The 18429-nt window shown below is 64.5% G+C and carries 20 protein-coding genes, 2 tRNA genes and 1 other RNA gene; 9 read left to right on the top strand and 14 right to left on the bottom strand.

Translation table 11 applies throughout. The annotated features are described in order from the left end of the window. Positions 1-26: 26 nt before the first annotated feature. Positions 27-740 carry a DNA alkylation repair protein gene (locus tag UC32_RS12880; protein ID WP_045731613.1) on the top strand — a complete coding sequence of 238 codons (714 nt, stop codon included), beginning with the start codon at positions 27-29 and terminating at the stop codon, positions 738-740. Here UC32_RS12880 and mptB read toward each other — a convergent pair. After that, positions 737-2293 carry a polyprenol phosphomannose-dependent alpha 1,6 mannosyltransferase MptB gene (gene mptB, locus UC32_RS12875; protein ID WP_200896383.1) on the bottom strand — a complete coding sequence of 519 codons (1557 nt, stop codon included), beginning with the start codon at positions 2291-2293 and terminating at the stop codon, positions 737-739. The two genes, UC32_RS12880 and mptB, sit on opposite strands and share 4 nt — an antisense overlap. 156 nt (positions 2294-2449) lie before the next feature. Between mptB and orn the strand changes: the two genes are divergently transcribed. The 3 genes from orn (at position 2450) to def (ending at position 3987) form a co-directional block, all read left to right on the top strand. Then, the gene (orn, locus tag UC32_RS12870; RefSeq protein ID WP_082072112.1) at positions 2450-3076 is read left to right on the top strand and encodes an oligoribonuclease; all 627 of its coding nucleotides are present in this window, start codon (positions 2450-2452) and stop codon (positions 3074-3076) included. A 129-nt stretch (positions 3077-3205) separates the two neighbouring features. After that, a tRNA-His gene (locus tag UC32_RS12865) sits at positions 3206-3278 on the top strand. 136 nt (positions 3279-3414) lie between these two features. Then, positions 3415-3987 (top strand): peptide deformylase, encoded by a 573-nt coding sequence (def, locus tag UC32_RS12860; protein WP_045731610.1) that lies wholly within the window; start codon positions 3415-3417, stop codon positions 3985-3987. Positions 3988-4004: 17 nt separating this feature from the next. Here def and UC32_RS12855 read toward each other — a convergent pair whose 3' ends face one another. From UC32_RS12855 to rnpB, 5 genes are all read right to left on the bottom strand, one after another. Next, positions 4005-4802, bottom strand: a complete 798-nt coding sequence (locus UC32_RS12855; protein ID WP_045731609.1) for an HNH endonuclease family protein — start codon at positions 4800-4802, stop codon at positions 4005-4007. A 113-nt stretch (positions 4803-4915) separates the two neighbouring features. Further along, complete coding sequence (locus tag UC32_RS12850) at positions 4916-5125, bottom strand: hypothetical protein (protein ID WP_045731608.1); 210 nt, start codon at positions 5123-5125, stop codon at positions 4916-4918. A gap of 75 nt (positions 5126-5200) precedes the next feature. Next, the gene (locus UC32_RS12845) at positions 5201-6679 is read right to left on the bottom strand and encodes a glyceraldehyde-3-phosphate dehydrogenase (RefSeq protein ID WP_082072111.1); all 1479 of its coding nucleotides are present in this window, start codon (positions 6677-6679) and stop codon (positions 5201-5203) included. Between the two features lie 239 nt (positions 6680-6918). Further along, positions 6919-7461: a TspO/MBR family protein gene (locus UC32_RS12840; protein WP_045731606.1), complete on the bottom strand. Its 543-nt coding sequence runs from the start codon at positions 7459-7461 to the stop codon at positions 6919-6921. A gap of 44 nt (positions 7462-7505) precedes the next feature. Then, an RNA gene (gene rnpB, locus UC32_RS20085) (RNase P RNA component class A) lies at positions 7506-7891 on the bottom strand. Positions 7892-7947: 56 nt separating this feature from the next. Here rnpB and UC32_RS12835 point away from each other — a divergent pair. Further along, positions 7948-8712 (top strand): YaaA family protein, encoded by a 765-nt coding sequence (locus UC32_RS12835; RefSeq protein ID WP_045731605.1) that lies wholly within the window; start codon positions 7948-7950, stop codon positions 8710-8712. An 81-nt stretch (positions 8713-8793) separates the two neighbouring features. Here the strand turns inward: UC32_RS12835 and UC32_RS12830 are convergent, their stop codons facing one another. Next, positions 8794-9531 (bottom strand): zinc ribbon domain-containing protein, encoded by a 738-nt coding sequence (locus UC32_RS12830; RefSeq protein ID WP_045731700.1) that lies wholly within the window; start codon positions 9529-9531, stop codon positions 8794-8796. 114 nt (positions 9532-9645) lie between these two features. Beyond that, a complete protein-coding gene (locus UC32_RS12825) occupies positions 9646-10569 on the bottom strand; it encodes a Nif3-like dinuclear metal center hexameric protein (RefSeq protein WP_200896382.1) in 924 nt (307 codons plus the stop codon). A 101-nt stretch (positions 10570-10670) separates the two neighbouring features. On the opposite strand from UC32_RS12825, the gene msrA reads away from it, so the two are divergent. From msrA to epsC, 3 genes are all read left to right on the top strand, one after another. Next, positions 10671-11195, top strand: a complete 525-nt coding sequence (gene msrA, locus UC32_RS12820; RefSeq protein WP_045731603.1) for a peptide-methionine (S)-S-oxide reductase MsrA — start codon at positions 10671-10673, stop codon at positions 11193-11195. 64 nt (positions 11196-11259) lie between these two features. Continuing rightward, a complete protein-coding gene (gene cysK / locus UC32_RS12815) occupies positions 11260-12195 on the top strand; it encodes a cysteine synthase A (protein WP_045731699.1) in 936 nt (311 codons plus the stop codon). Positions 12196-12235: 40 nt separating this feature from the next. Beyond that, positions 12236-12820, top strand: coding sequence for a serine O-acetyltransferase EpsC (epsC, locus tag UC32_RS12810; protein ID WP_043793992.1), 585 nt, complete (start codon positions 12236-12238; stop codon positions 12818-12820). Between the two features lie 107 nt (positions 12821-12927). Here epsC and gndA read toward each other — a convergent pair whose 3' ends face one another. Beyond that, complete coding sequence (gndA, locus tag UC32_RS12805) at positions 12928-14364, bottom strand: NADP-dependent phosphogluconate dehydrogenase (protein ID WP_045731602.1); 1437 nt, start codon at positions 14362-14364, stop codon at positions 12928-12930. Positions 14365-14567: 203 nt separating this feature from the next. On the opposite strand from gndA, the gene UC32_RS12800 reads away from it, so the two are divergent. Next, positions 14568-15293: a FadR/GntR family transcriptional regulator gene (locus UC32_RS12800; RefSeq protein ID WP_045731601.1), complete on the top strand. Its 726-nt coding sequence runs from the start codon at positions 14568-14570 to the stop codon at positions 15291-15293. Between the two features lie 186 nt (positions 15294-15479). Here the strand turns inward: UC32_RS12800 and UC32_RS12795 are convergent, their stop codons facing one another. From UC32_RS12795 to UC32_RS12775, 5 genes are all read right to left on the bottom strand, one after another. After that, a complete protein-coding gene (locus UC32_RS12795; RefSeq protein ID WP_045731600.1) occupies positions 15480-15770 on the bottom strand; it encodes a hypothetical protein in 291 nt (96 codons plus the stop codon). A gap of 123 nt (positions 15771-15893) precedes the next feature. Continuing rightward, positions 15894-15966, bottom strand: a tRNA-Val gene (locus UC32_RS12790). 115 nt (positions 15967-16081) lie between these two features. Continuing rightward, on the bottom strand, positions 16082-16957 hold the full coding sequence (locus tag UC32_RS12785) for a Sir2 family NAD-dependent protein deacetylase (RefSeq protein WP_045731698.1): 876 nt from the start codon (positions 16955-16957) through the stop codon (positions 16082-16084). 50 nt (positions 16958-17007) lie between these two features. After that, positions 17008-17502 (bottom strand): peroxiredoxin, encoded by a 495-nt coding sequence (locus UC32_RS12780; RefSeq protein WP_045731599.1) that lies wholly within the window; start codon positions 17500-17502, stop codon positions 17008-17010. Further along, positions 17499-17918 (bottom strand): DUF3052 domain-containing protein, encoded by a 420-nt coding sequence (locus UC32_RS12775; protein ID WP_045731598.1) that lies wholly within the window; start codon positions 17916-17918, stop codon positions 17499-17501. The genes UC32_RS12780 and UC32_RS12775 overlap by 4 nt, the downstream gene beginning before the upstream one ends. Positions 17919-18429: the final 511 nt, after the last annotated feature.

Genomic DNA, 18429 nt, shown 5'->3' with positions numbered 1-18429 from the left:
CCCGGCACGCTGGCTAAGGTTGCCTCATGGACAGCCCCGCCACTTCCAACACCGAAGTGCTTGCCGCCATCCGGTCTGAACTGCGGGAACATGCCGATCCCGTCCGGGCAGCTGGCGCGCAGGCGTATATGAGGTCGAGCCTGCCCTCGCTGGGCGTCCGGGTGCCTGAAGTCCGCCGGATCGCGAAGAACGCGGCAGCGGCTGCGCCGTTCCGGTCCGGAGAGGAACTGCGTGCCACCGTCCTCGATCTGTGGCGCCACTCCGAAGTGCGCGAGGAGCGGTACGCCGCCATTGATTTGACCGCGAACAGGATGGTGTCCCGGGACCTGCACATGCTGCCGGTCTACGAGGAAATCATCCGTACAGGTGCCTGGTGGGACTTCGTGGATGGCATATCGGGGCGCATCTTCGGCCTGCTTCAGGCCCACCGCGAGGAAATGACTGCGGTGCTGCACGCCTGGAGTACAGATGAGGACTTCTGGTTCAGGCGGGCCTCCATCATCGCCCAGCTGAAGGCTAAGGCCGCCACGGACACCGGGCTGCTGGCCGCGGTCATCGAACCCAATCTGGGGGACGGAGAATTTTTCGTCCGGAAGGCCATCGGATGGGCACTGCGGGAGTACGCCAAGACTTCCCCGGACTGGGTGGCAGCCTTCGTGGCAAAGCACTCCGCCGTCATCAGCCCCCTGGCCCGGCGGGAAGCGCTGCGCCGGCTTAACGGCCGCGCTGCGGGCCGCTAAATCACCGGGCGTTCAACAACCAGGCCGCCGGACTTGCGGAACAGCCGTTTTGTCGAAGGATCCCAGAAGATCAGGTAGAGGCCGAACAACAGGCCTGTCACAGCCGCCGCGACCCGGGCGAGGGTCAGCGCGAAGCCCAGGTCATCGGCTTGGAGGTACGGGAAAACTTCAAGCTGGTCCGAGATGGCGTAGATCATGAAGAAGGACACCACAAAGTAGAGCGCTTTGACCTGCCAGTCGTTGCGGATGCCGGTGACGGCAAAGAGCGGAATGAGCCACACCACGTACCAGGACTGGATGATCGGGGCCAGCAGGACAATGGCGGCGAATCCGAGCGTAAGCCGCCGCATCAGCCGGTCATAGTCGCCCCGCAGGATCAGCCAGGCCACAATGCCCACCGCCAGGAGCTTACCGGCGTCGAACACCCACCCTGCGAAAAGACTGCCGTCCAGTCCAAACGAATTGGCCAGCGAGGCCACGATCATCCCGATCAGGCCAACCGGGGCGTACCAGATCGCAATGCTTCCGGGGGCGGAGAGCCCGTTGATCCACCCGAACCCGAAGCCGTTCACCAGGCCCATCAGAACAAGGAGGCCGAGACTGATTCCGGCCGTCAGTGCCCAGAAGCAAAATTTTCGGACCCAGCCGGCATTTTGTCCGGCCCAGAGCAGGCCAATGAAGGGCAGGAAGACGATCGTGATGGGCTTGACCGCGATGGACAGAGTGACCAGGACAATGCCGCGCACCACCCGCTGCGTGGCGCAGTAGTAGAGGCCGGCCAGGGCCAGGCCGATCATAAGGGAATCGTTGTGGACACTGGCAATAAAATTGGTCAGGAACAGCGGGTTGGCCGCCGTCAGCCAGAGCGCCCGGTGCGGGTTGACGCCATGCAGTTCGGCCAGCTTCGGAACGTAGATGACGCACAGCACCACGCCCGCCACCGCCACCAGACGGAACAGCATCACGCTGGCCTCTGGCTGGACATTCGTTGACCAGACCACGAACTGCTCGATCCAGAGGAACAGCTGGCCGTATGGAACCGGGGCTTCGGTCCACATCTTGTCGGCGCCCAGCTGGAAGTAGTTGGACAGGGCCGAAATGCCATTTTCGTAAGGGTTGAACCCTTCAACCATGAGGCGCCCCTGGCCGATGTAGGCGTAAACGTCCCGGCTGAACAGCGGGACGCACACCACCATGGGCAGGCCCCATGCCAGGATCGCTTTGTGTGTGGCGCTGCGGGCCTGGGCGCCCCACACATGGACCTTCTGGCCCAGCCGCAGCCAGGCCCGCACCAGGAGCATGCCGCCCACGGCCAGGAGGATGATGGACAGTGCAACCCCGGCGGCCTCGGCGCGCATCCAGATAAAGAGGGGCATTCTGCGCAGTTCGGAGACGGGCGCCAGCCAACCCACCCCCAGCGATCCGGCCAGCATGAACATCGAGCCAATAAAGCCTGCAAGGATCGGCGAACGGGGATCGTCCATCTCGGCGCCGCCGGTGACGGCCGGTGCAGCGGCAGCCATTCCGCCAGCCGCGGGCAAAGGCGCCGTCATATCAGGGGTAGTCCAATCTTTGTGCGTTTTCGCAGGCCGCCGCCGCCGGCCGCAGGGCCTGTCCGGGGCGCGATTCCATGCAGCGGGATGACCCGCCACGTACTCGAAATCCTAGCACCGGCCGGTTGGCGGGAGGTGTAACGGTAGGCTGGTCCGGTGCCTATAACAAACGAAAGAATCGTCTGGATTGACTGCGAAATGACCGGTCTGGACATCAAGAACGACGCCCTGATCGAGGTGGCGGCGCTGGTCACCGACTCCGAGTTGAACATCCTCGGCGAGGGGGTCGACGTCGTCATCAAACCCGAGGATGCCGCCGTCGCCCAGATGAACGACTTTGTCCGGGACATGCACACCAAATCTGGGCTCCTCAAGGAACTTCCGGCGGGCAAGACCATGGCCGAGGCAGAAGCACTGGTGATGGAGTACATCGCTGAATGGGTGCCTGAGCCCCGGAAGGCACCGCTGGGCGGCAACTCCGTGGGAACGGACCGGGTCTTCCTGTCCAGGGACATGCCGGCGATCGTTGAGCACCTGCACTACCGCGTCATCGATGTCAGCACCATCAAGGAACTGTCCCGCCGCTGGTTCGCCCGCGCGTACTTCCAGTCCCCGGCCAAGAAGGGCGGCCACCGCGCCCTGGGTGACATCCGGGACTCCATCGACGAGCTCCGCTACTACCGGGACGCAGTCTTCGTGCCGGCCCCCGGGCCTGACAGTGCAACGGCGCAGAAGATCGCGCGGCGGATCACCAGCACCGAACCGGACCTTCCCGAAAAGTAATCTGCACCACGTTTTCAGGATTTTTTGCTGAAAAGGCCAAAAGTGGACAAAGCACCCCCAAAGAGCAGGTAAGCTATTTGAGTTGCCTTTCCAGAGGGCCGGAAAGCCGGTCACACTGCGGGGCACATGGTGGGCGTAGCTCAGTTGGCAGAGCGCCTGGTTGTGGTCCAGGAGGTCGCGGGTTCAACCCCCGTCGCTCACCCTCACCGGACGGTATTGCAGCCGTCCAAAGGAGGCCGCATCGGATTATTCCGGTGCGGCCTCCTTTCTTGTTTACCACCTCTTTTGCATCACCGCCCTGCGCGCGCTGCGGGGCCGCAAGCCGAAGGACAGTGAAGATGACCGTTCTGCCCATCACCATCTGGGGCGAACCCGTGCTGCACCGCCGGGCTTCCGAAGTGGAAGTTTTCGACGACGAACTGCGCACCCTGATTGCGGACATGTTCGAGACGAACGATGCCGCCAACGGCGTGGGGCTGGCAGCCCCGCAGGTAGGGGTGGGCAAGAGGATCTTCGTCTACAAGTACGCGAACGACGACGGCGCGCCCGCCAGCGGCGTACTGGTCAACCCGGTTCTCACGCTCTCAAAGATCTCCGGAGCTGCTCCCGACCCCGATGAGGAAGAGGAAGGGTGCCTGTCCTTTCCCGGCGACCAGTATCCGCTCAAACGCGCCGAGTGGGCACGGGTAGAAGGTTTTGATGGAAACGGCGAGCCCGTGAAGTTCGAGGCCACCGGCTGGTTTGCCAGGGTTATCCAGCATGAATACGACCATCTGGACGGCAAGCTCTACGTCAACCGCCTGATGGACAGGTATGCGCGCAAGGCCAAGAAGACGGCAAAGAAGAACGGCTGGGGCGTTCCCGGCCTGACCTGGCTGCCGGGCGTGGACCCGGACCCGTTCGGACACTGAGTCAGCGGCAGCCAACCTCAGGTCGCCCTGATGGTCTGCTGGCCGGGGCACGAGCCAAGGACCCGCTTCATCGCGTCCTTCTCGGCCTCCGTCACCCACAGCCCGTACGCCGCTTTGACGGACACCTGCCGCGCTACGTAGTGGCACCTGATGGACTTGTTCTTCGGAAGCCAGGTGGCGGCGTCGCCCGCACCCTTTTGCTGGTTGCTTGGGCCGTCTGCAGCAATGAGGTTCAGGGGATCATTCGCCAGGTTTTGCCGCTGGCGCGGGGTAAGGGCCTGGGCGCCCTTCTGCCAGGCGTCGGAGAGGGCCACCACGTGGTCGATCTGGACGGCTGCGCTGCTGTCCTGGCCGCGGCGGAATTCGATGGGCTTGCCCGTATAGGGTTCCTGGAAATGTCCGGCGGAGATCCTGCACTTCGAGCCCTCCGTAAAAACAGCGCCGGCCAGGTCCCGGCGCAGGATGTCATTGCGGGTGTCGCAGCCGTTGCGGTCAACGTCGAGCCAGGCCTGCCCGAAAGCTTCGCGGCTGTAGTTGTCCTTGCCCGCACGGCCCTTGACGGCGAGGGTTTCCAGCGCATCCGCCGCTGAGCCCGGAGGGACCTCGTGGACCGCCGCCACCGGTTTCATCCATGCAGGATCGAAGACGGGAGCCGCTGCAGGACCGTCCGCCGCGGGGGCGGAAATTTCAAATTGCCCGGCGGTGAAGAACCAGCCCAACAGCCCCAGTCCGGCGATGCCGCCCACCGCCAGCAGCACCCAGGCCTGCCGGGAACGGCGTCGCGCCCGCCGGTAGGCGGACCAACTGACGGTCACTGGACTGCAGTTCCGAGGCGGGGTTTGGGCACCACCTGAGCCTAGGTCACAGGGAACCGCCGCACCCGGATATCCACAGTGTGCAGGACAGGTGAGGGGTCACATCGTCACGGCTACAATTCCCGGGACACCCTCTGGAGGTCTTCCTCGGCGACGGCCAGCAGACTTTCCAGCTGCTGCACCCGTTCAGCGGTGACGTCGCCCGCAGCATGCGCGGCCCTTGCTCCGTCCAGCAACCGGAGCGCTTCCTTGTGATTGGCCTTGGCTACGTCAAAAGCGTGTTCCAGAGTGGTGTCGTGCTCAAGTGTCTGATCGTTTTCCATTCCCCAAGTGTGGGCCCGATTCCCGGCTGATTCCAGAGAACCAGCCGGGAATTCACCCAAAAGCAACGGGAAAGGTCAGACGGCGATGGCCGCCAGGGCCTTGGCGCTCTCCTTGGCCGGGAATGACGGCGGGTTGACGCCGGCCATTTCTTCCATGACGCGGACCACCTGGCAGCTGTAGCCGAATTCGTTGTCGTACCAGACGTAGACCACCAGGTTTTTGTCGGTGGAAACGGTGGCGAGGCCATCGACGATGCCGGCGCGGCGGGAGCCGACGAAGTCTGTGGAGACGACTTCAGGGGAATCGATGTAATCGATCTGCTTGCGCAGGTCCGAATGCAGCGACATCTCGCGGAGGTAGTTGTTGACCTCGTCCTTGGTGGTCCCGTTTTCCAGGCTCAGGTTCAGGATGGCCAGCGATACATCCGGGGTGGGGACGCGGATGGAGCTGCCGGTGAGCTTGCCGAGCAGCTCAGGCAGGGCCTTGGCAACTGCCTTTGCCGCTCCGGTTTCGGTGATGACCATGTTCAGGGCGGCTGACCGGCCCCGGCGGTCGCCCTTGTGGAAGTTGTCGATCAGGTTCTGGTCGTTGGTAAACGAGTGGACCGTCTCAACGTGGCCGTGGATCACGCCGAACTTGTCGTTGAGGGCCTTCAGCACCGGGGTGATGGCGTTCGTGGTGCAGGACGCAGCGGAGACGATCGTGTCCGTGTCCTCGATGGTGCCGTGGTTGATGCCGTGGACGATGTTCTTCAGCTCGCCCTTGCCCGGTGCGGTAAGGAGGACTCGGGCGGCACCCTTGCTCTGCAGGTGCTGGGACAGGCCCTCGGCGTCGCGCCAGCGTCCGGTGTTGTCCACCACCAGGGCGTTGTTGATGCCGTATGCCGTGTAGTCGATGGTGGCGGGGTCGTTCCAGTAGATGACCTGGATCCGGACGCCGTTGGCCGTGATGGTGTTGGCTTCCTCGTCGACGCGGATGGTGCCTTCGAAGGAGCCGTGCACGGAGTCGCGGCGCAGCAGGCTGGCACGCTTCAGCAGGTCATTGTCGGAGCCGCGGCGGACCACGATGGCGCGCAGGCGCAGGCCGTGGCCGCCCCCGGCCTTTTCGACCAGCAGGCGGGCGAGGAGCCGGCCAATGCGTCCGAAGCCGTAGAGGACGACGTCGGTGCTGGTGCGGTCGTCGCCGCCCCGCTTGCCCACGATGTCGGCCAGTTCAGCGCGGAGGAACTCTTCAAGGGTGGCGCCGTTGCCCTCTTCCTTGAACTTCTGGTTGAGCCGGGCGATGTCGATGGCCGCGGCGCCGAGTTCCAGCCCGGCCAGGGTGTTCAGCAGGGGTGCGGTCTCCTCGAGGAGGAGTTCGTCCTTGCTCATCCGGCGGGCGAAACGGTGTGCCTTGAGGATGTTCATGGTGGACTTGTTGATCAGGCTCCGGCCGTGGATGCTCGTGACCACGTTGTTTTCGCGGTACAGCCGGCCGATCACCGGAATCATGGCCTCGGCGAGGGCCTCGCGGCCCATCCACGTATCAAGACAAGAATCTGACGTCTGGCTCACAGAAATACCTTCCTCGGTTCAGCCGCATACGTCCTCGTATGCGGATGTAGGCCACCTGATGTTGTCCAGGGGCATCCACGCCTGCGGGGTTCGGCCCCCAGGCGCCTGGATCGTGTGCAAAGAAAAACCGCTGGATGCGAACGCAATTCCAGCGGAAGAACCCCTACGTCCGGAATCCATTCTAATTTGGCGCGGCCCGGGGAACAGGCCCGCCGGGCGTGAAATCACTCACACGGCGTTCAGTTGTGGAGTGCCGCGTAGAGGTTAAGGCTGCAGGAGAACAGCACCCAGGAGAAGTAGGGCAGTACCAGCAGCCCGGCCAGGCCATTCACCGGGCCGAACCGCAGGATCAGGAACACGAGGCACCCGGCCAGTCCGGTGAGGACCGCCAGCGCGGCCCAGAGCGCGCCCGGGCCCAGCAGGGGGTAAAGGCCAAAGTAGCTCAGCGGCCAGGCGGCATTGAGCACCAGCTGGATCAGGTAGCCGGCCATGGTGCCGCCGGTGAGCGCGCCTTTCCGCCAGACCAGCCAGGCGGCAACAGCGATACTGGCGTACAGCAGCAGCCACACCGACCGGAACATCCACTGCGGCGGCATCCAGGGTGCCTGTTCGGAAGCCGCGAACCAGCCGTGCATGTTCAGCAGGATCGGAACCGTGGCCAGCGCCCAGGCCGTGACGGAGAGGGCAAGGAACGCCAGCAGGCCCAGGACCTGCGTGGGCAGGTTGCGGGCCTGGGGGCCGGCGGCGCGGCCGGCCGGCTGCGGATCGGTATTTGCGGGCACGGTTCAGGATCCCCAACACATCTTCCAAGGTCAAACCGGTTGTGCGGATGGGACAGCCGGTACGCCGGGTTCTGTTCCCCCGTGCCGTTGCCGGCACGGAGGCGACGGCCATCCATCTACGGGTACCGTTGCCGGCACCCTCTAGCGGCCTACCCGGACACTCGGGCGGGCAGCCCTCAAACGTGCCCTGTCTGGCCTTGCTCCGGGTGGGGTTTACCTAGCCTTCCCGGTCACCCGGGAAGCTGGTGGTCTCTTACACCACCGTTTCACCCTTACCTGCTGCCTTCCGGTGACGGAAGACGCAGGCGGTCTATTCTCTGTGGCACTTGCCTGCGGGTTACCCCGAGTGGGCGTTACCCACCACCCTGCCCTGTGGAGCCCGGACGTTCCTCGAGCCACCTAGGTGACGCGCGGCCGCCTGGCTGTCCCATCCGATTCCAGTCTACCGGCGCCAGCGGCTGCTGTTACCGCCGGTAGGATCGGACGGTGCTGATTCTGCTCCCCCCTTCAGAAGGTAAGACCCCCGCGGTCAGCGGTGCCGCCGTCGACTGGTCGTCTTTGGGCTTTCCCGGCCTCAACCCTGCGCGGGCGAAGGTGCTGGAGGCTCTCGGAACCGTCAGTGCCCACGAGGACGCCCTCGACCTCCTGGGCGTGGGCGCATCGCTGCGTGACGACGTCGTACGCAACACCCGGCTGCACGCTGAACCTGCCGCCCCCGCGCACCGCATCTACTCCGGCGTCCTCTACGACGCCCTGGGCTACCGGACTATGACTCCGGCCCAGCGGCGCAAAGCCGATGAGTCGGTGCTTGTGGTATCCGCCCTGTGGGGCGCCATCCGTTTCGGCGACGCCGTGCCCGCCTACCGCCTGTCCATGGGGACAGCACTGCCCGACGTCGGACGCCTCGCCTCGTTCTGGAAGCCGCAGCTTTCCGAGGCCCTCGCCTCCGCCGTGGGGGACCAGCTGCTGGTGGACTGCCGGTCCAGCACCTACGCGGCCGCGTGGGCTCCCCCGGCAGGCCAGACGGTTTCCGTGAACGTCTTCACCGAAGCCGGCGGTGTGCGGAAGGTCGTGAGCCACTTTGCCAAGCACACCCGGGGCGAGCTGGCCCGGCACCTGCTCTCTCGCCGGGGCAAGGCGCCCTCAACGCCTGCCGGGCTGCTGAAGGCCGCACAGGAGCGGTGGGCGGCGGAGCTCGTGCCCGGAACTGCCCGCAAGCCGCACGCGCTGGACATCATCCTGCCGGGCTGAGGCCCCGCTGCCCGGCCCAACCCGGTAGCGCCACGCGGCGTTGTGGCTGGTCAAGACGGCTCTGGAAGCTGCGTGCGTGGGTCAGGCCCACTCTTCCGAGCGGACCAGGATGGCACCTGAGTCGGGGCAGAAGACGATGTCGTCACCGGAAGCAGCGGTGATCTCTGCGAGGTCGCCTGGGCTGAGCTTCATGCCCGAGGCTTCTGAGGTTCCGTGGAACAGCCGGGCAGCGCCAACGCCGCGTTTGGCGAGGGTCTTCTCATAAATGGCCAGCATCCCGGCGTCCAGTCCTGCGGCAAACTCGGAGCGCTTGCCCCGCACGTCTGCAGCCTCCGCGTCGACTGAGGCGAGCTCCCGGTCCAGTTCCGCGCGGATGCTGCCGAATGACCCCTGGATGTCGTCCACGATCTGCTGCTGCGCAGCCTGCCGCTCGCGGAGCGTGTCCAGGCGTTCCAGGACTTCCAGCTCCACGTCTTCGAGGTCTGAACGCCTCTTGTTGAGCGAGGCGATGTCCTTCTGGAGTGCCACCAGGTCCTTGGACAGACCGGTTCCGCTGTTCAGGCGCGCCTCGTCCCGCTCAATGCGTGTGGCCACCTGTTCAACATCAGCCTCGGCACGCTTCAGCTCGGCTTCGGCGTCGTGCACGGCAACTTTCGCGGCACCGAGTTCGCCGCTGGCCACGGAGAGGGCAGCCTCAAGGTCTTTGATCCTGGGATCGTTTTCCAGCGAGCGGCGGCGGCTGGCCAGTGCCTTGAGCTTTGCATCCAGGCCCTGCAGGTCGAGCAACTTGATTTGTTCCGCCGGTGCTGCCTTCGCCACTGTTACCTCCGCTTGATCCTTCCGGCCGGTGCCGGGCACCTTACCGGCGCTTCCTCGACTCTAGCGCCTGGCCCCTGTCCCTGCCCCGCCGGACTTCACCGGGTGCGGGATGGGTCAGCCCGGAGTGAGGATGAAATCCCAGGGATCGCTGTTGGTGGTGCTGACCTGGATGTCGACGTCGAGCCCTTGGTCTGCGAGGACGTTGCCCAGGGCTGCCGCGGCCGCAGGCAGCCACAGCCACTCACTGGCGAAGTGGGACACATCCACCAGGTAGGGGCGCCCGTTAAGCGCGGCTTCCCGAGCCTCCGACGCCGGGTGGTGCCGGAGGTCGGCCGTGACGTAGACGTCGGCGTTGCTGGCCCGGACTTCGTTGAACAGCGAGTCGCCCGCACCGCCGCAGACCGCGATCCGCCGGACCAGGCCGTCCTTGTCGCCGGAGACGCGCACGCCCCCGGCCACGGATGGCAGGATACCGAACACCCTGGCCGCGAAATCGCCCAGGCTCATGGCGTCCTCGAGGTCCCCTACCCGTCCGATTCCCTCCTCCGGCAACCCGTTGGCCGCCAGCGTCAGCGGGGCAACGTCCCGGAGGCCGAGGGCGTCAGCCAGCACGTCGGACACACCCCCGACGGCGGAATCACCGTTCGTGTGGACAGTCAGGAGGGCGGTTCCGGACTCGATCAAGCGGTGGACCGCCCGGCCTTTGGGAGTGGTGGCCGCGACGGACGTGACGCCTTTAAGAAGCAGCGGATGATGGGTGATCAAAAGTTCGGCGCCCCACTCGACGGCTTCCTCGATCACCTCCAGCGTGGGATCGACGGCGAACATCACCTTTGTGACCGGCGATGCGGGATGGCCCGCCACCAGGCCCACCTCGTCCCAGCCTTCGGCCAGGGATTCAGGCCACAGTTCCTCTACCGCGAGCAGCAGGTCGCCGAGGGTGGGAGCCCCGTCCGGCCCGTCGCCGGCCTGCCCGGCGGGTGGGGCGTCGCCGTCGTGCTCGTCCGGACCGGTAACGTCGGTGTCCACAGGTTCCATAGTCTTAGTTTTACCCCATCGCCCGGCAGGCGCAGGCATGCCACCGGTGAGAAGCGGGATGCGCGGGGAATCATCCGGCGCTGCCAACCATTGAAGAGGTCATGAAAACTTTTGTTCTTGGCGGAGGCTGCTTCTGGTGCCTCGACGCCGTCTACCAGAAAACGAAGGGTGTTACGGCGGTGGTGTCCGGCTATACAGGCGGCCACGATCCGTACCCGGACTACTACTCCGTGTGCAGCGGCACCACCGGTCACGCCGAAGTGGTCGCCGTGACCTTCGACGAGGAAATTATCCCGGCCGAGGTCATCCTGGACATGTTCTTCGCCCTGCACGACCCCACCACGCTGAACCGGCAGGGATATGACGTGGGTACCCAATACCGCTCCTCGATGTTCTACGAAACCACCGAGGAGAAGATCCTGTTCGAGGAAGCCATCGACCGGAACCAGGCCCTGTGGAGCCACCCGATCGTCACTGAGGTCAGCCGCCTCCCCCGGTTCCATGTTGCCGAGGATTTCCACCAGGACTACTACGCAAAACATCCCGAGCAGGGCTACTGCCAGGTCATCATCAACCCCAAACTTGCCAAGGCCAGGAAATATTACTCTGCGTGGCTTAACGCTTAGCCAGCATTACGCGGCCTCGTTAGGCTGACCTCAGTATTCACCCCTCAGAGATAGGCGTATGTACATGGCACGGATTTATGACGACGTAACGCAGCTGGTAGGCCGCACCCCGCTGGTCAGGCTGAACCGGCTCAGCGAGGGGCTGGGTGCCACCGTTGCCGTAAAGCTTGAGTTCTACAACCCGGCCAACAGTGTGAAGGACCGCATCGGTGTGGCCATCATCGACGCTGCAGAAAAGTCCGGTGCACTGAAGCCGGGCGGCACCATTGTCGAAGGTACCTCCGGCAACACCGGGATTGCCCTGGCAATGGTGGGTGCGGCCCGCGGCTACAAGGTCATCCTCACCATGCCGGAGACGATGTCCACCGAGCGCCGCGTGATGCTCCGCGCCTTCGGCGCCGAGATCGTCCTCACGCCCGGCTCCGAGGGCATGCGCGGCGCAGTCGAGAAGGCCCAGGAAATTGTGGCCAACACCGAAAACTCCATCTGGGCCCAGCAGTTTGCCAATGATGCCAACCCGCAGATCCACCGCGACACCACGGCCGAGGAAGTCTGGGCCGACACCGACGGCGCCGTGGACATCTTCGTCGCCGGCGTGGGCACCGGCGGCACCATCACCGGCGTCGGGCAGGTCCTGAAGGAGCGCAAGCCCGGCGTGCAGATCGTGGCCGTGGAGCCCAAAGACTCCCCCATCCTCAACGGCGGCGCCCCGGGCCCGCACAAGATCCAGGGTCTCGGTGCCAACTTTATCCCGGAACTTCTTGACACCAACGTCTACGACGAGGTCATCGACGCACCCCTTGAAGACTCCGTCCGGGTGGCCCGCGAACTCGGTGTGAAGGAAGGCATCCTGGGCGGCATCTCGTCCGGCGCCATCGTCTGGGCAGCCTTGGAGCTGGCCAAGCGCCCCGAAAACGCCGGCAAGTTGATTGTTGCAGTCGTTTGCGACTTCGGAGAGCGTTACATCTCCACGGTCCTCTATGACGACATCCGCGGCTGATCAGGCCGCGCAACCGCCCGTTTCCTGTAGAAAGAACTTTGTGGGCTTTTTCGCAAGACTAAAAGAGGACCTCGACGCCGCCCGGTCGCACGACCCGGCGGCGCGGGGTTCCCTCGAGAACTTTTTCGCCTATTCCGGGCTGCACGCCATCTGGATCCACCGGCTGACACACCGCCTGTGGCAGAACCCGGCGCTGCGTTTTCCCGCCCGGCTCATCTCGCAGCTGGGCCGGTTCACCACCGGAATCGAAATCCATCCCGGCGCCACCATCGGCCGCCGGTTCTTCATTGATCACGGCATGGGCGTGGTCATCGGCGAAACCGCCGAGATCGGCGAAGACGTCATGATCTACCACGGCGTCACGCTGGGCGGCCGTTCGCTGGCCCGGATCAAGCGGCACCCCACCATCGGTGACCGCGTGACCATTGGCGCCGGCGCCAAAATCCTCGGCCCCATCACCATCGGCCGGGACAGCGCTGTAGGTGCCAACGCCGTGGTGGTCAAGGACGCCCCGCCTGAGTCGATCGTCACGGGCGTACCTGCCAAATGGCGGCACCGTGACGCGCAGAGGGAGACCAAACCCGCCGTCGACCCCGCTGAGTACGACATCGAATACCGCATCTGACGCCCGGCGGGCGCGCGGCCAGGATTCCACGGCCGCCGGTACGCAAAAGGCGGGCAGTTCCAGGATCTTCCTGGGACTGCCCGCCTTTTGCGTTGGGTCAGCGGATGCTAGTGGGTATCTACCGCTTCGATCTCGGACTTGTCTTCGCCCCAGAGCGTGTGGAACGTGCCTTCGGCGTCCACGCGGCCGTAGGTGTGGGCACCAAACAGGTCGCGCTGGCCCTGGATCAGGGCGGCAGCGACGCGCTTGCGGCGCAGGCCGTCGTAGTAGGCCAGGGAGGACGAGAATACGGGCACCGGAATGCCCAACTGCACGGCGGTGGCCACGACGCGGCGCCAGGCCGGCAGTGCGTCCGCGATGGCTTTCGTAAAGGCCGGGGCAAACAGAAGGTTTGCCGGCTTCTCGTCGGCGGCGTAGGCCTTCGTGATGTCCTTGAGCAATTCGGCGCGGATGATGCAGCCGGCACGCCACAGGGAGGCGATCTCGTCCAGCTTCAGGTCCCAGCCATATTCCTTTGCGGCGGACGTCAGCATGTCCAGGCCCTGCGCGTAGGAGACGAGCTTGGAAGCGTAGAGCGCCTGGCGGACGTCCTCGACGAAGGTCTCCGGGATTTCAACGGCGGATTCGCCGCCTTCGAGCAGTTCCTGGCCCAGCTTGCGCTGGCCCGCCTGTGAGGAAAGGGCCCGGGCGAACACGGACTCGGCGATGCCGGACACCGGCGAACCCAGTTCGAGTGCGGAAATTACGGTCCAGCGGCCGGTACCCTTCTGGCCTGCAGCGTCCACGACGACGTCGACGAAGGGCTTGCCGGTTTTGGCGTCCACGTGGCCCAGGACCTCAGCGGAGATTTCGATCAGGAAGGAGGACAGGTCGCCCTTGTTCCATTCCGTGAAGATCTTCGATTGCTCGGCGGGCTCGATACCCGCGCCGGAGCGGAGCAGGTCGAAGGCCTCACCGATGACCTGCATGTCGGCGTACTCGATGCCGTTGTGGACCATCTTGACGAAGTGGCCCGCTCCATCGGTGCCAACCCAGGCGCAGCAGGGTTCGCCGTCGACCTTGGCAGAGATCTTCTCAAGGAGGGGGCCGAGGGCCTTGTAGGACTCCTTGGAGCCGCCGGGCATGATGGAGGGACCGTTCAGTGCGCCTTCCTCGCCGCCGGACACGCCGACGCCCACGAAGTGCAGGTCCTTCTTGGCCAGGGCTGCTTCACGCCGGCGGGTGTCCTCGTAGTGGGAGTTACCGGCGTCAATGATGATGTCGCCGGCTTCGAGAAGCGGCTCAAGCTGCTCGATCACGGAGTCAACGGGCTTGCCGGCCTTGACCATGATCAGCACCCGGCGGGGCTTCTCCAGCGAGTCCACGAGCTCCTGCAGGGTCTCCGTGCGGACGAAGTCGCCTTCGGAACCGTACTTTTCCAGCAGGGTGTCGGTCTTTTCCACGGACCTGTTGTGCAGGGCCACGGTGAAGCCGTTGCGGGCCAGGTTGCGGGCCAGGTTGGCGCCCATCACCGCGAGGCCGGTGACACCGATGTGTGCAGACATCAAAACTCCAATTCATTGCGTACGACGGAAAGTGCTGCAGGCCTGCCCCGGGCGGGCGGCGCTGCGCTGATCAAGCTGTCGGAATAAAGCATATATATTCTTCGGGTCACAGGAAAGTAACGCCCATCCAGTGGACCAGACCGGGCCTGCCGCGGTCCATCCCCGGAGCATGCCCGGCCGCTGCCGCGCACTAGGCTTGCAGCATGACAAGCAGCCTGCACCACCGTGCCATCGAAAACCTTGGCACCCGCATCATCTCGGGTGAATTGCCCGCAGGGCACCTCATGCTTGCTGAACAGCTCGAAGTCGAGTTGAAGGTTTCCCGCTCGGTGATCCGGGAAGCTGTCCGCGTGCTGCAGTCCTTGGGACTGGTGGAGACCACCAAACGGGTGGGCATCCGTGTCCTGCCCGCCAGCCGGTGGAATCCGTTCGATCCGCAGGTCATCCGCTGGCGGCTGGCAGGCAACGCCCGCGGCGCCCAGCTGCGGTCTCTCGCCGAACTCCGCGCTGCCGTAGAGCCCGTGGCGGCCGAGCTGGCGGCCCAGAATGCACCCGCGCCGCTGCGCTTGGAGCTGGTTGACGTTGCCTACGCCATGCGCGACGCCGGCAACAAGGGTGAGGTGCCACGCTTCCTTGAGCTCGACATCCACTTCCATTCACTGCTGCTCTCCGGCTCCGGCAACGAAATGTTCGCAAATTTGATGGGCCAGGTGGCGGAGACGCTGACAGGACGCACGGTCCACGGCCTCATGCCCGACCATCCGCACGAGGCAGCCCTGCAGTGGCACGTGGATGTTGCCGAAGCAATCTCCCGGGGCGACGCAGCCGCTGCCCGCGAGGCATCCGACCACATCATGCGCAGGACGATGTCGCAGATGTCCGAGTCCTGGACCGAACAGCCCCGGGTTTTTATTCCGGTGAAGCGCTAAGCCAACAGGCGGCAGGAGGCCGGCGCCATTTTCCAGTCCCCCGGCGACACACACTCCGGAACAACTTCTTGTTTCCGGAACTTCACTGTATATTCATCTCAGGCCCTCCACCGCGGCATCCCCCAATAGTCGCGGTGGAGGGTTTTCCAATGCCTGGAAATCCCCTCCCCTGCCTGTCCAGAACGCTCATGCGGCATCGGCAACAGCGACCCGCAGCCGCCATCCACCGCCGAGTCCGTCGCGCTCAAGCAGCATTGTGGTCAGCGCTGAGCCGGCGTTTCTTCCCAGGCGAACCTGGACCTGCAGGACCTCTACGTCCACCCTGCTGCGGCCCTTGGGCATTCTGCGGTGGGTCTCCCACCAATTGACCCGTTCGAACCACCTGACCGGTTCGGCGCCCACCAGCCACTCCCGGCCCCGGCAAACCACAGATGCAGGTATTCCATCGCCGCCGTCGCGGACTATCACGTGTTCCATGTTCTGTACGTTATGGCGAGGGACTGACAACGTGCGCCGGAGGAGTCCTGGCGGCATATTCCCAAAAGGGGAAGAAAAAACCCGCCTGGCCTGCTTCGCAAAGCAGGCCAGGCGGGTTATCTGTGGGTCCTACCGGGATCGAACCGATGACATCCACGGTGTAAACGTGGCGCTCTACCAGCTGAGCTAAAGACCCTTGCCAGTTGGAATGCTTTCGATAATCCGCAAACCAACGAACACAGACTCTACCTGACACCGGCGGCTAAACGCGAATCGGGAACCGGACCCCGGCTTCCGGTTGTTCCGGCCGGTCAGAGCGGCGGGAGACGTTCCGCCAACCAGATCAGTGACTCGCTCACTCCCGCCTCGAGCTTGATGGTGGCCTTGTCATCGCCCCGGGTCTCGCCACGGTTGATGATCACCACCGGTTTGCCGTCCCTGGCTGCGTGGCGAACAAAACGCAGGCCACTCATCACGGTCAGCGAAGAGCCCGCCACCAGCAGGGCTGCCGCCTCGTCAACCATCGCGTAGGAGCGCTCTACTCGATCCTTGGGCACGTTCTCACCGAAGTACACGAAGTCCGGTTTCAGTGTCCCGCCACATGCAGGGCAGACTGCGACGACGAAGCTGCTGATCAGGCCCAGGTCCTCCACTGTGGCGTCCGCATCAGGGGCCATCTCCACAAGTCCTGACTTCTCGGCTTGCTCCAGGAAACCCTGGTTGAGCTCACCAAACACGCCGGCCAGGAGCCTGCGGGAGTAGGTGCGGCCGCAATCGAGGCAGACCACCTGGTCATACCGGCCGTGGAGATCCACAACGTTGGTGCTTCCCGCATCCTCATGGAGCCGGTCCACATTCTGGGTGATAAGGCCTGTCAGGTAACCCCGGCGTTCGAGCTCTGCTGCTGCGAGGTGTCCAGGGTTGGGGTCGGCGTGGCGGAGATGGGACCAGCCGATATGGTTGCGCGCCCAGTACCGCTGCCTGTTGGCCGGGTCCTTGACGAATTCCTGGTAGGTCATGGGTGAGCGTGGCGGAGACCCCGGACCACGGTAATCGGGAATCCCGGAATCAGTACTCAGGCCCGCCCCAGTGAGCAGGGCGAACGGCGCTCCCGACAGGAGGTTCCGGATGTTGCCCAGTGCTTCAAGTTCCCGGCTGGAGGGGTGCGCCGGCTCGACGCGCGGCATGCTGGCGAACCCGGTGAGTCCGACCCCATGCCGCGGCTTCTCCACTGCCGTCAGGCCTGTTCCAGCCCGGCCAGCGCCGTGCGGTAGGAAGAGATATCGCGTGCCTGGCCACGCGGGTTGACCACGGTGTACCGGATGACGCCGCCGGCGTCGATGATGAACGTGCCGCGCTTCGCCATGCCGCTGTCTTCATCGAAGACACCGTAGGTGCGGGCAACGCCGCCGTGTGGCCAGAAGTCTGCGAGCAGGTCGAAGCTGTAGCCTTCCTGCCCGGCGTAAGCCCGGAGGCTGAACTTGCTGTCGACAGAGACGGCCAGGACGGCGGCATTCGAGTCCTCGAACGAGGCGAGGTTATCCCTGATCTCACAGAGCTCGCCCGTGCAGATGCCGGAAAAAGCAAACGGGTAGAAAACCAGGACAACGTTCTGGCCGCGGAACGACGATAGCCGGACCGGTTCGCCAAACTGGTTGGAAAGTTCAAAGTCCGGCGCCGGATCGCCCACCGCCAGCAGGGATGCAGCAGCAGGAGCGGGCGCTTGCGTCACTTGTTCTTCCTGCTGACCAGCCTTGTTGCGCTCCAGTCCTTGGAGACTCCGGCCGACGTCGTGACGTGCAGGCCAGCGGTGGGCGCTGCTTCCTGGATGTCAGCCGGCGACACGTATCCGTCCCGGCCGGACTTCGGCGTCAGGATCCAGACCACACCGCTTTCGCTCAGGGTCGTCAGTGAGTCCATCAGGCTGTCCACCAGGTCGCCGTCGCCGTCACGCCACCAGAAAATGACGGCGTCCGCCACTTCATGGTCATCCTCGTCGAGCATCTCTGCGCCGGTGAGGTCCTCGATGTCGTCACGCAAGTCGAAGTCGACGTCGTCGTCGTAACCGAACTCCTGAATCAGATCCCCATTTTTGAAACCCAATTTTTCCGCCACATTTACCGAAGTGGCGGCGTCGGCCTCGCTCACGTGTTCCTCCAATACGTTTCATATGCAACCTGCATAGTGATTTCCATTACTCCCAAGCCAACACCCTTTGTGCCTGCGCTTCAAGCTGGCATACCCGGAATTGCGCATATTCTGCGTCACATCGGGGGTTCCTGCCTGCGTCGCAGCGGCCCTTTGTCACACAACCAGTATGACGGCGAAATACAACTGTCGCGCCCAAGCCGCGGCTACGCATCGGCTTGCCCCGACGGTTAGAGTGGCTGATGACGACTATGCCTGCAGGACGACAACCTTGTAACTCCGTGCAGACGTAGAAGCTCTAGGAACCCTGCCCGGCACACATGACCGGGCTGATGTAACCGATACGTCGCACACGGCGTACGTTTGCCGGGCAGTCACCCTGCCTGGCCTGAGTGCGCCGATCTATGCGCGCAAAGAGAGGTTGGACGTGGCTGCAGGAGAAGATACCTCCCATATCCTCAGCGGGTTGACTGACCAGCTGCCTGATCGTGATCCGGAAGAGACTGCGGAG

It is taken from the genome of Pseudarthrobacter chlorophenolicus (genome assembly GCF_000962805.1).
GTDB classification, from domain to species: Bacteria; Actinomycetota; Actinomycetes; order Actinomycetales; family Micrococcaceae; genus Arthrobacter; species Arthrobacter chlorophenolicus_A.
The sequence above is the reverse complement of the archived record's forward strand: the minus strand, read 5'-3'. Positions and strand labels throughout refer to the sequence as shown.

Coding starts and splice junctions, on each gene's coding strand:
- gndA (WP_045731602.1), bottom strand. CDS start 14,364: ATGTCTGCACACATCGGTGTCACCGGCCTCGCGGTGATGGGCGCCAAC.
- UC32_RS12825 (WP_200896382.1), bottom strand. CDS start 10,569: ATGGAACCTGTGGACACCGACGTTACCGGTCCGGACGAGCACGACGGC.
- UC32_RS12850 (WP_045731608.1), bottom strand. CDS start 5,125: ATGGAAAACGATCAGACACTTGAGCACGACACCACTCTGGAACACGCT.
- UC32_RS12795 (WP_045731600.1), bottom strand. CDS start 15,770: ATGGAACACGTGATAGTCCGCGACGGCGGCGATGGAATACCTGCATCT.
- cysK (WP_045731699.1), top strand. CDS start 11,260: ATGGCACGGATTTATGACGACGTAACGCAGCTGGTAGGCCGCACCCCG.
- mptB (WP_200896383.1), bottom strand. CDS start 2,293: ATGACGGCGCCTTTGCCCGCGGCTGGCGGAATGGCTGCCGCTGCACCG.
- UC32_RS12880 (WP_045731613.1), top strand. CDS start 27: ATGGACAGCCCCGCCACTTCCAACACCGAAGTGCTTGCCGCCATCCGG.
- msrA (WP_045731603.1), top strand. CDS start 10,671: ATGAAAACTTTTGTTCTTGGCGGAGGCTGCTTCTGGTGCCTCGACGCC.
- UC32_RS12785 (WP_045731698.1), bottom strand. CDS start 16,957: ATGCCGCGCGTCGAGCCGGCGCACCCCTCCAGCCGGGAACTTGAAGCA.
- def (WP_045731610.1), top strand. CDS start 3,415: ATGACCGTTCTGCCCATCACCATCTGGGGCGAACCCGTGCTGCACCGC.
- UC32_RS12800 (WP_045731601.1), top strand. CDS start 14,568: ATGACAAGCAGCCTGCACCACCGTGCCATCGAAAACCTTGGCACCCGC.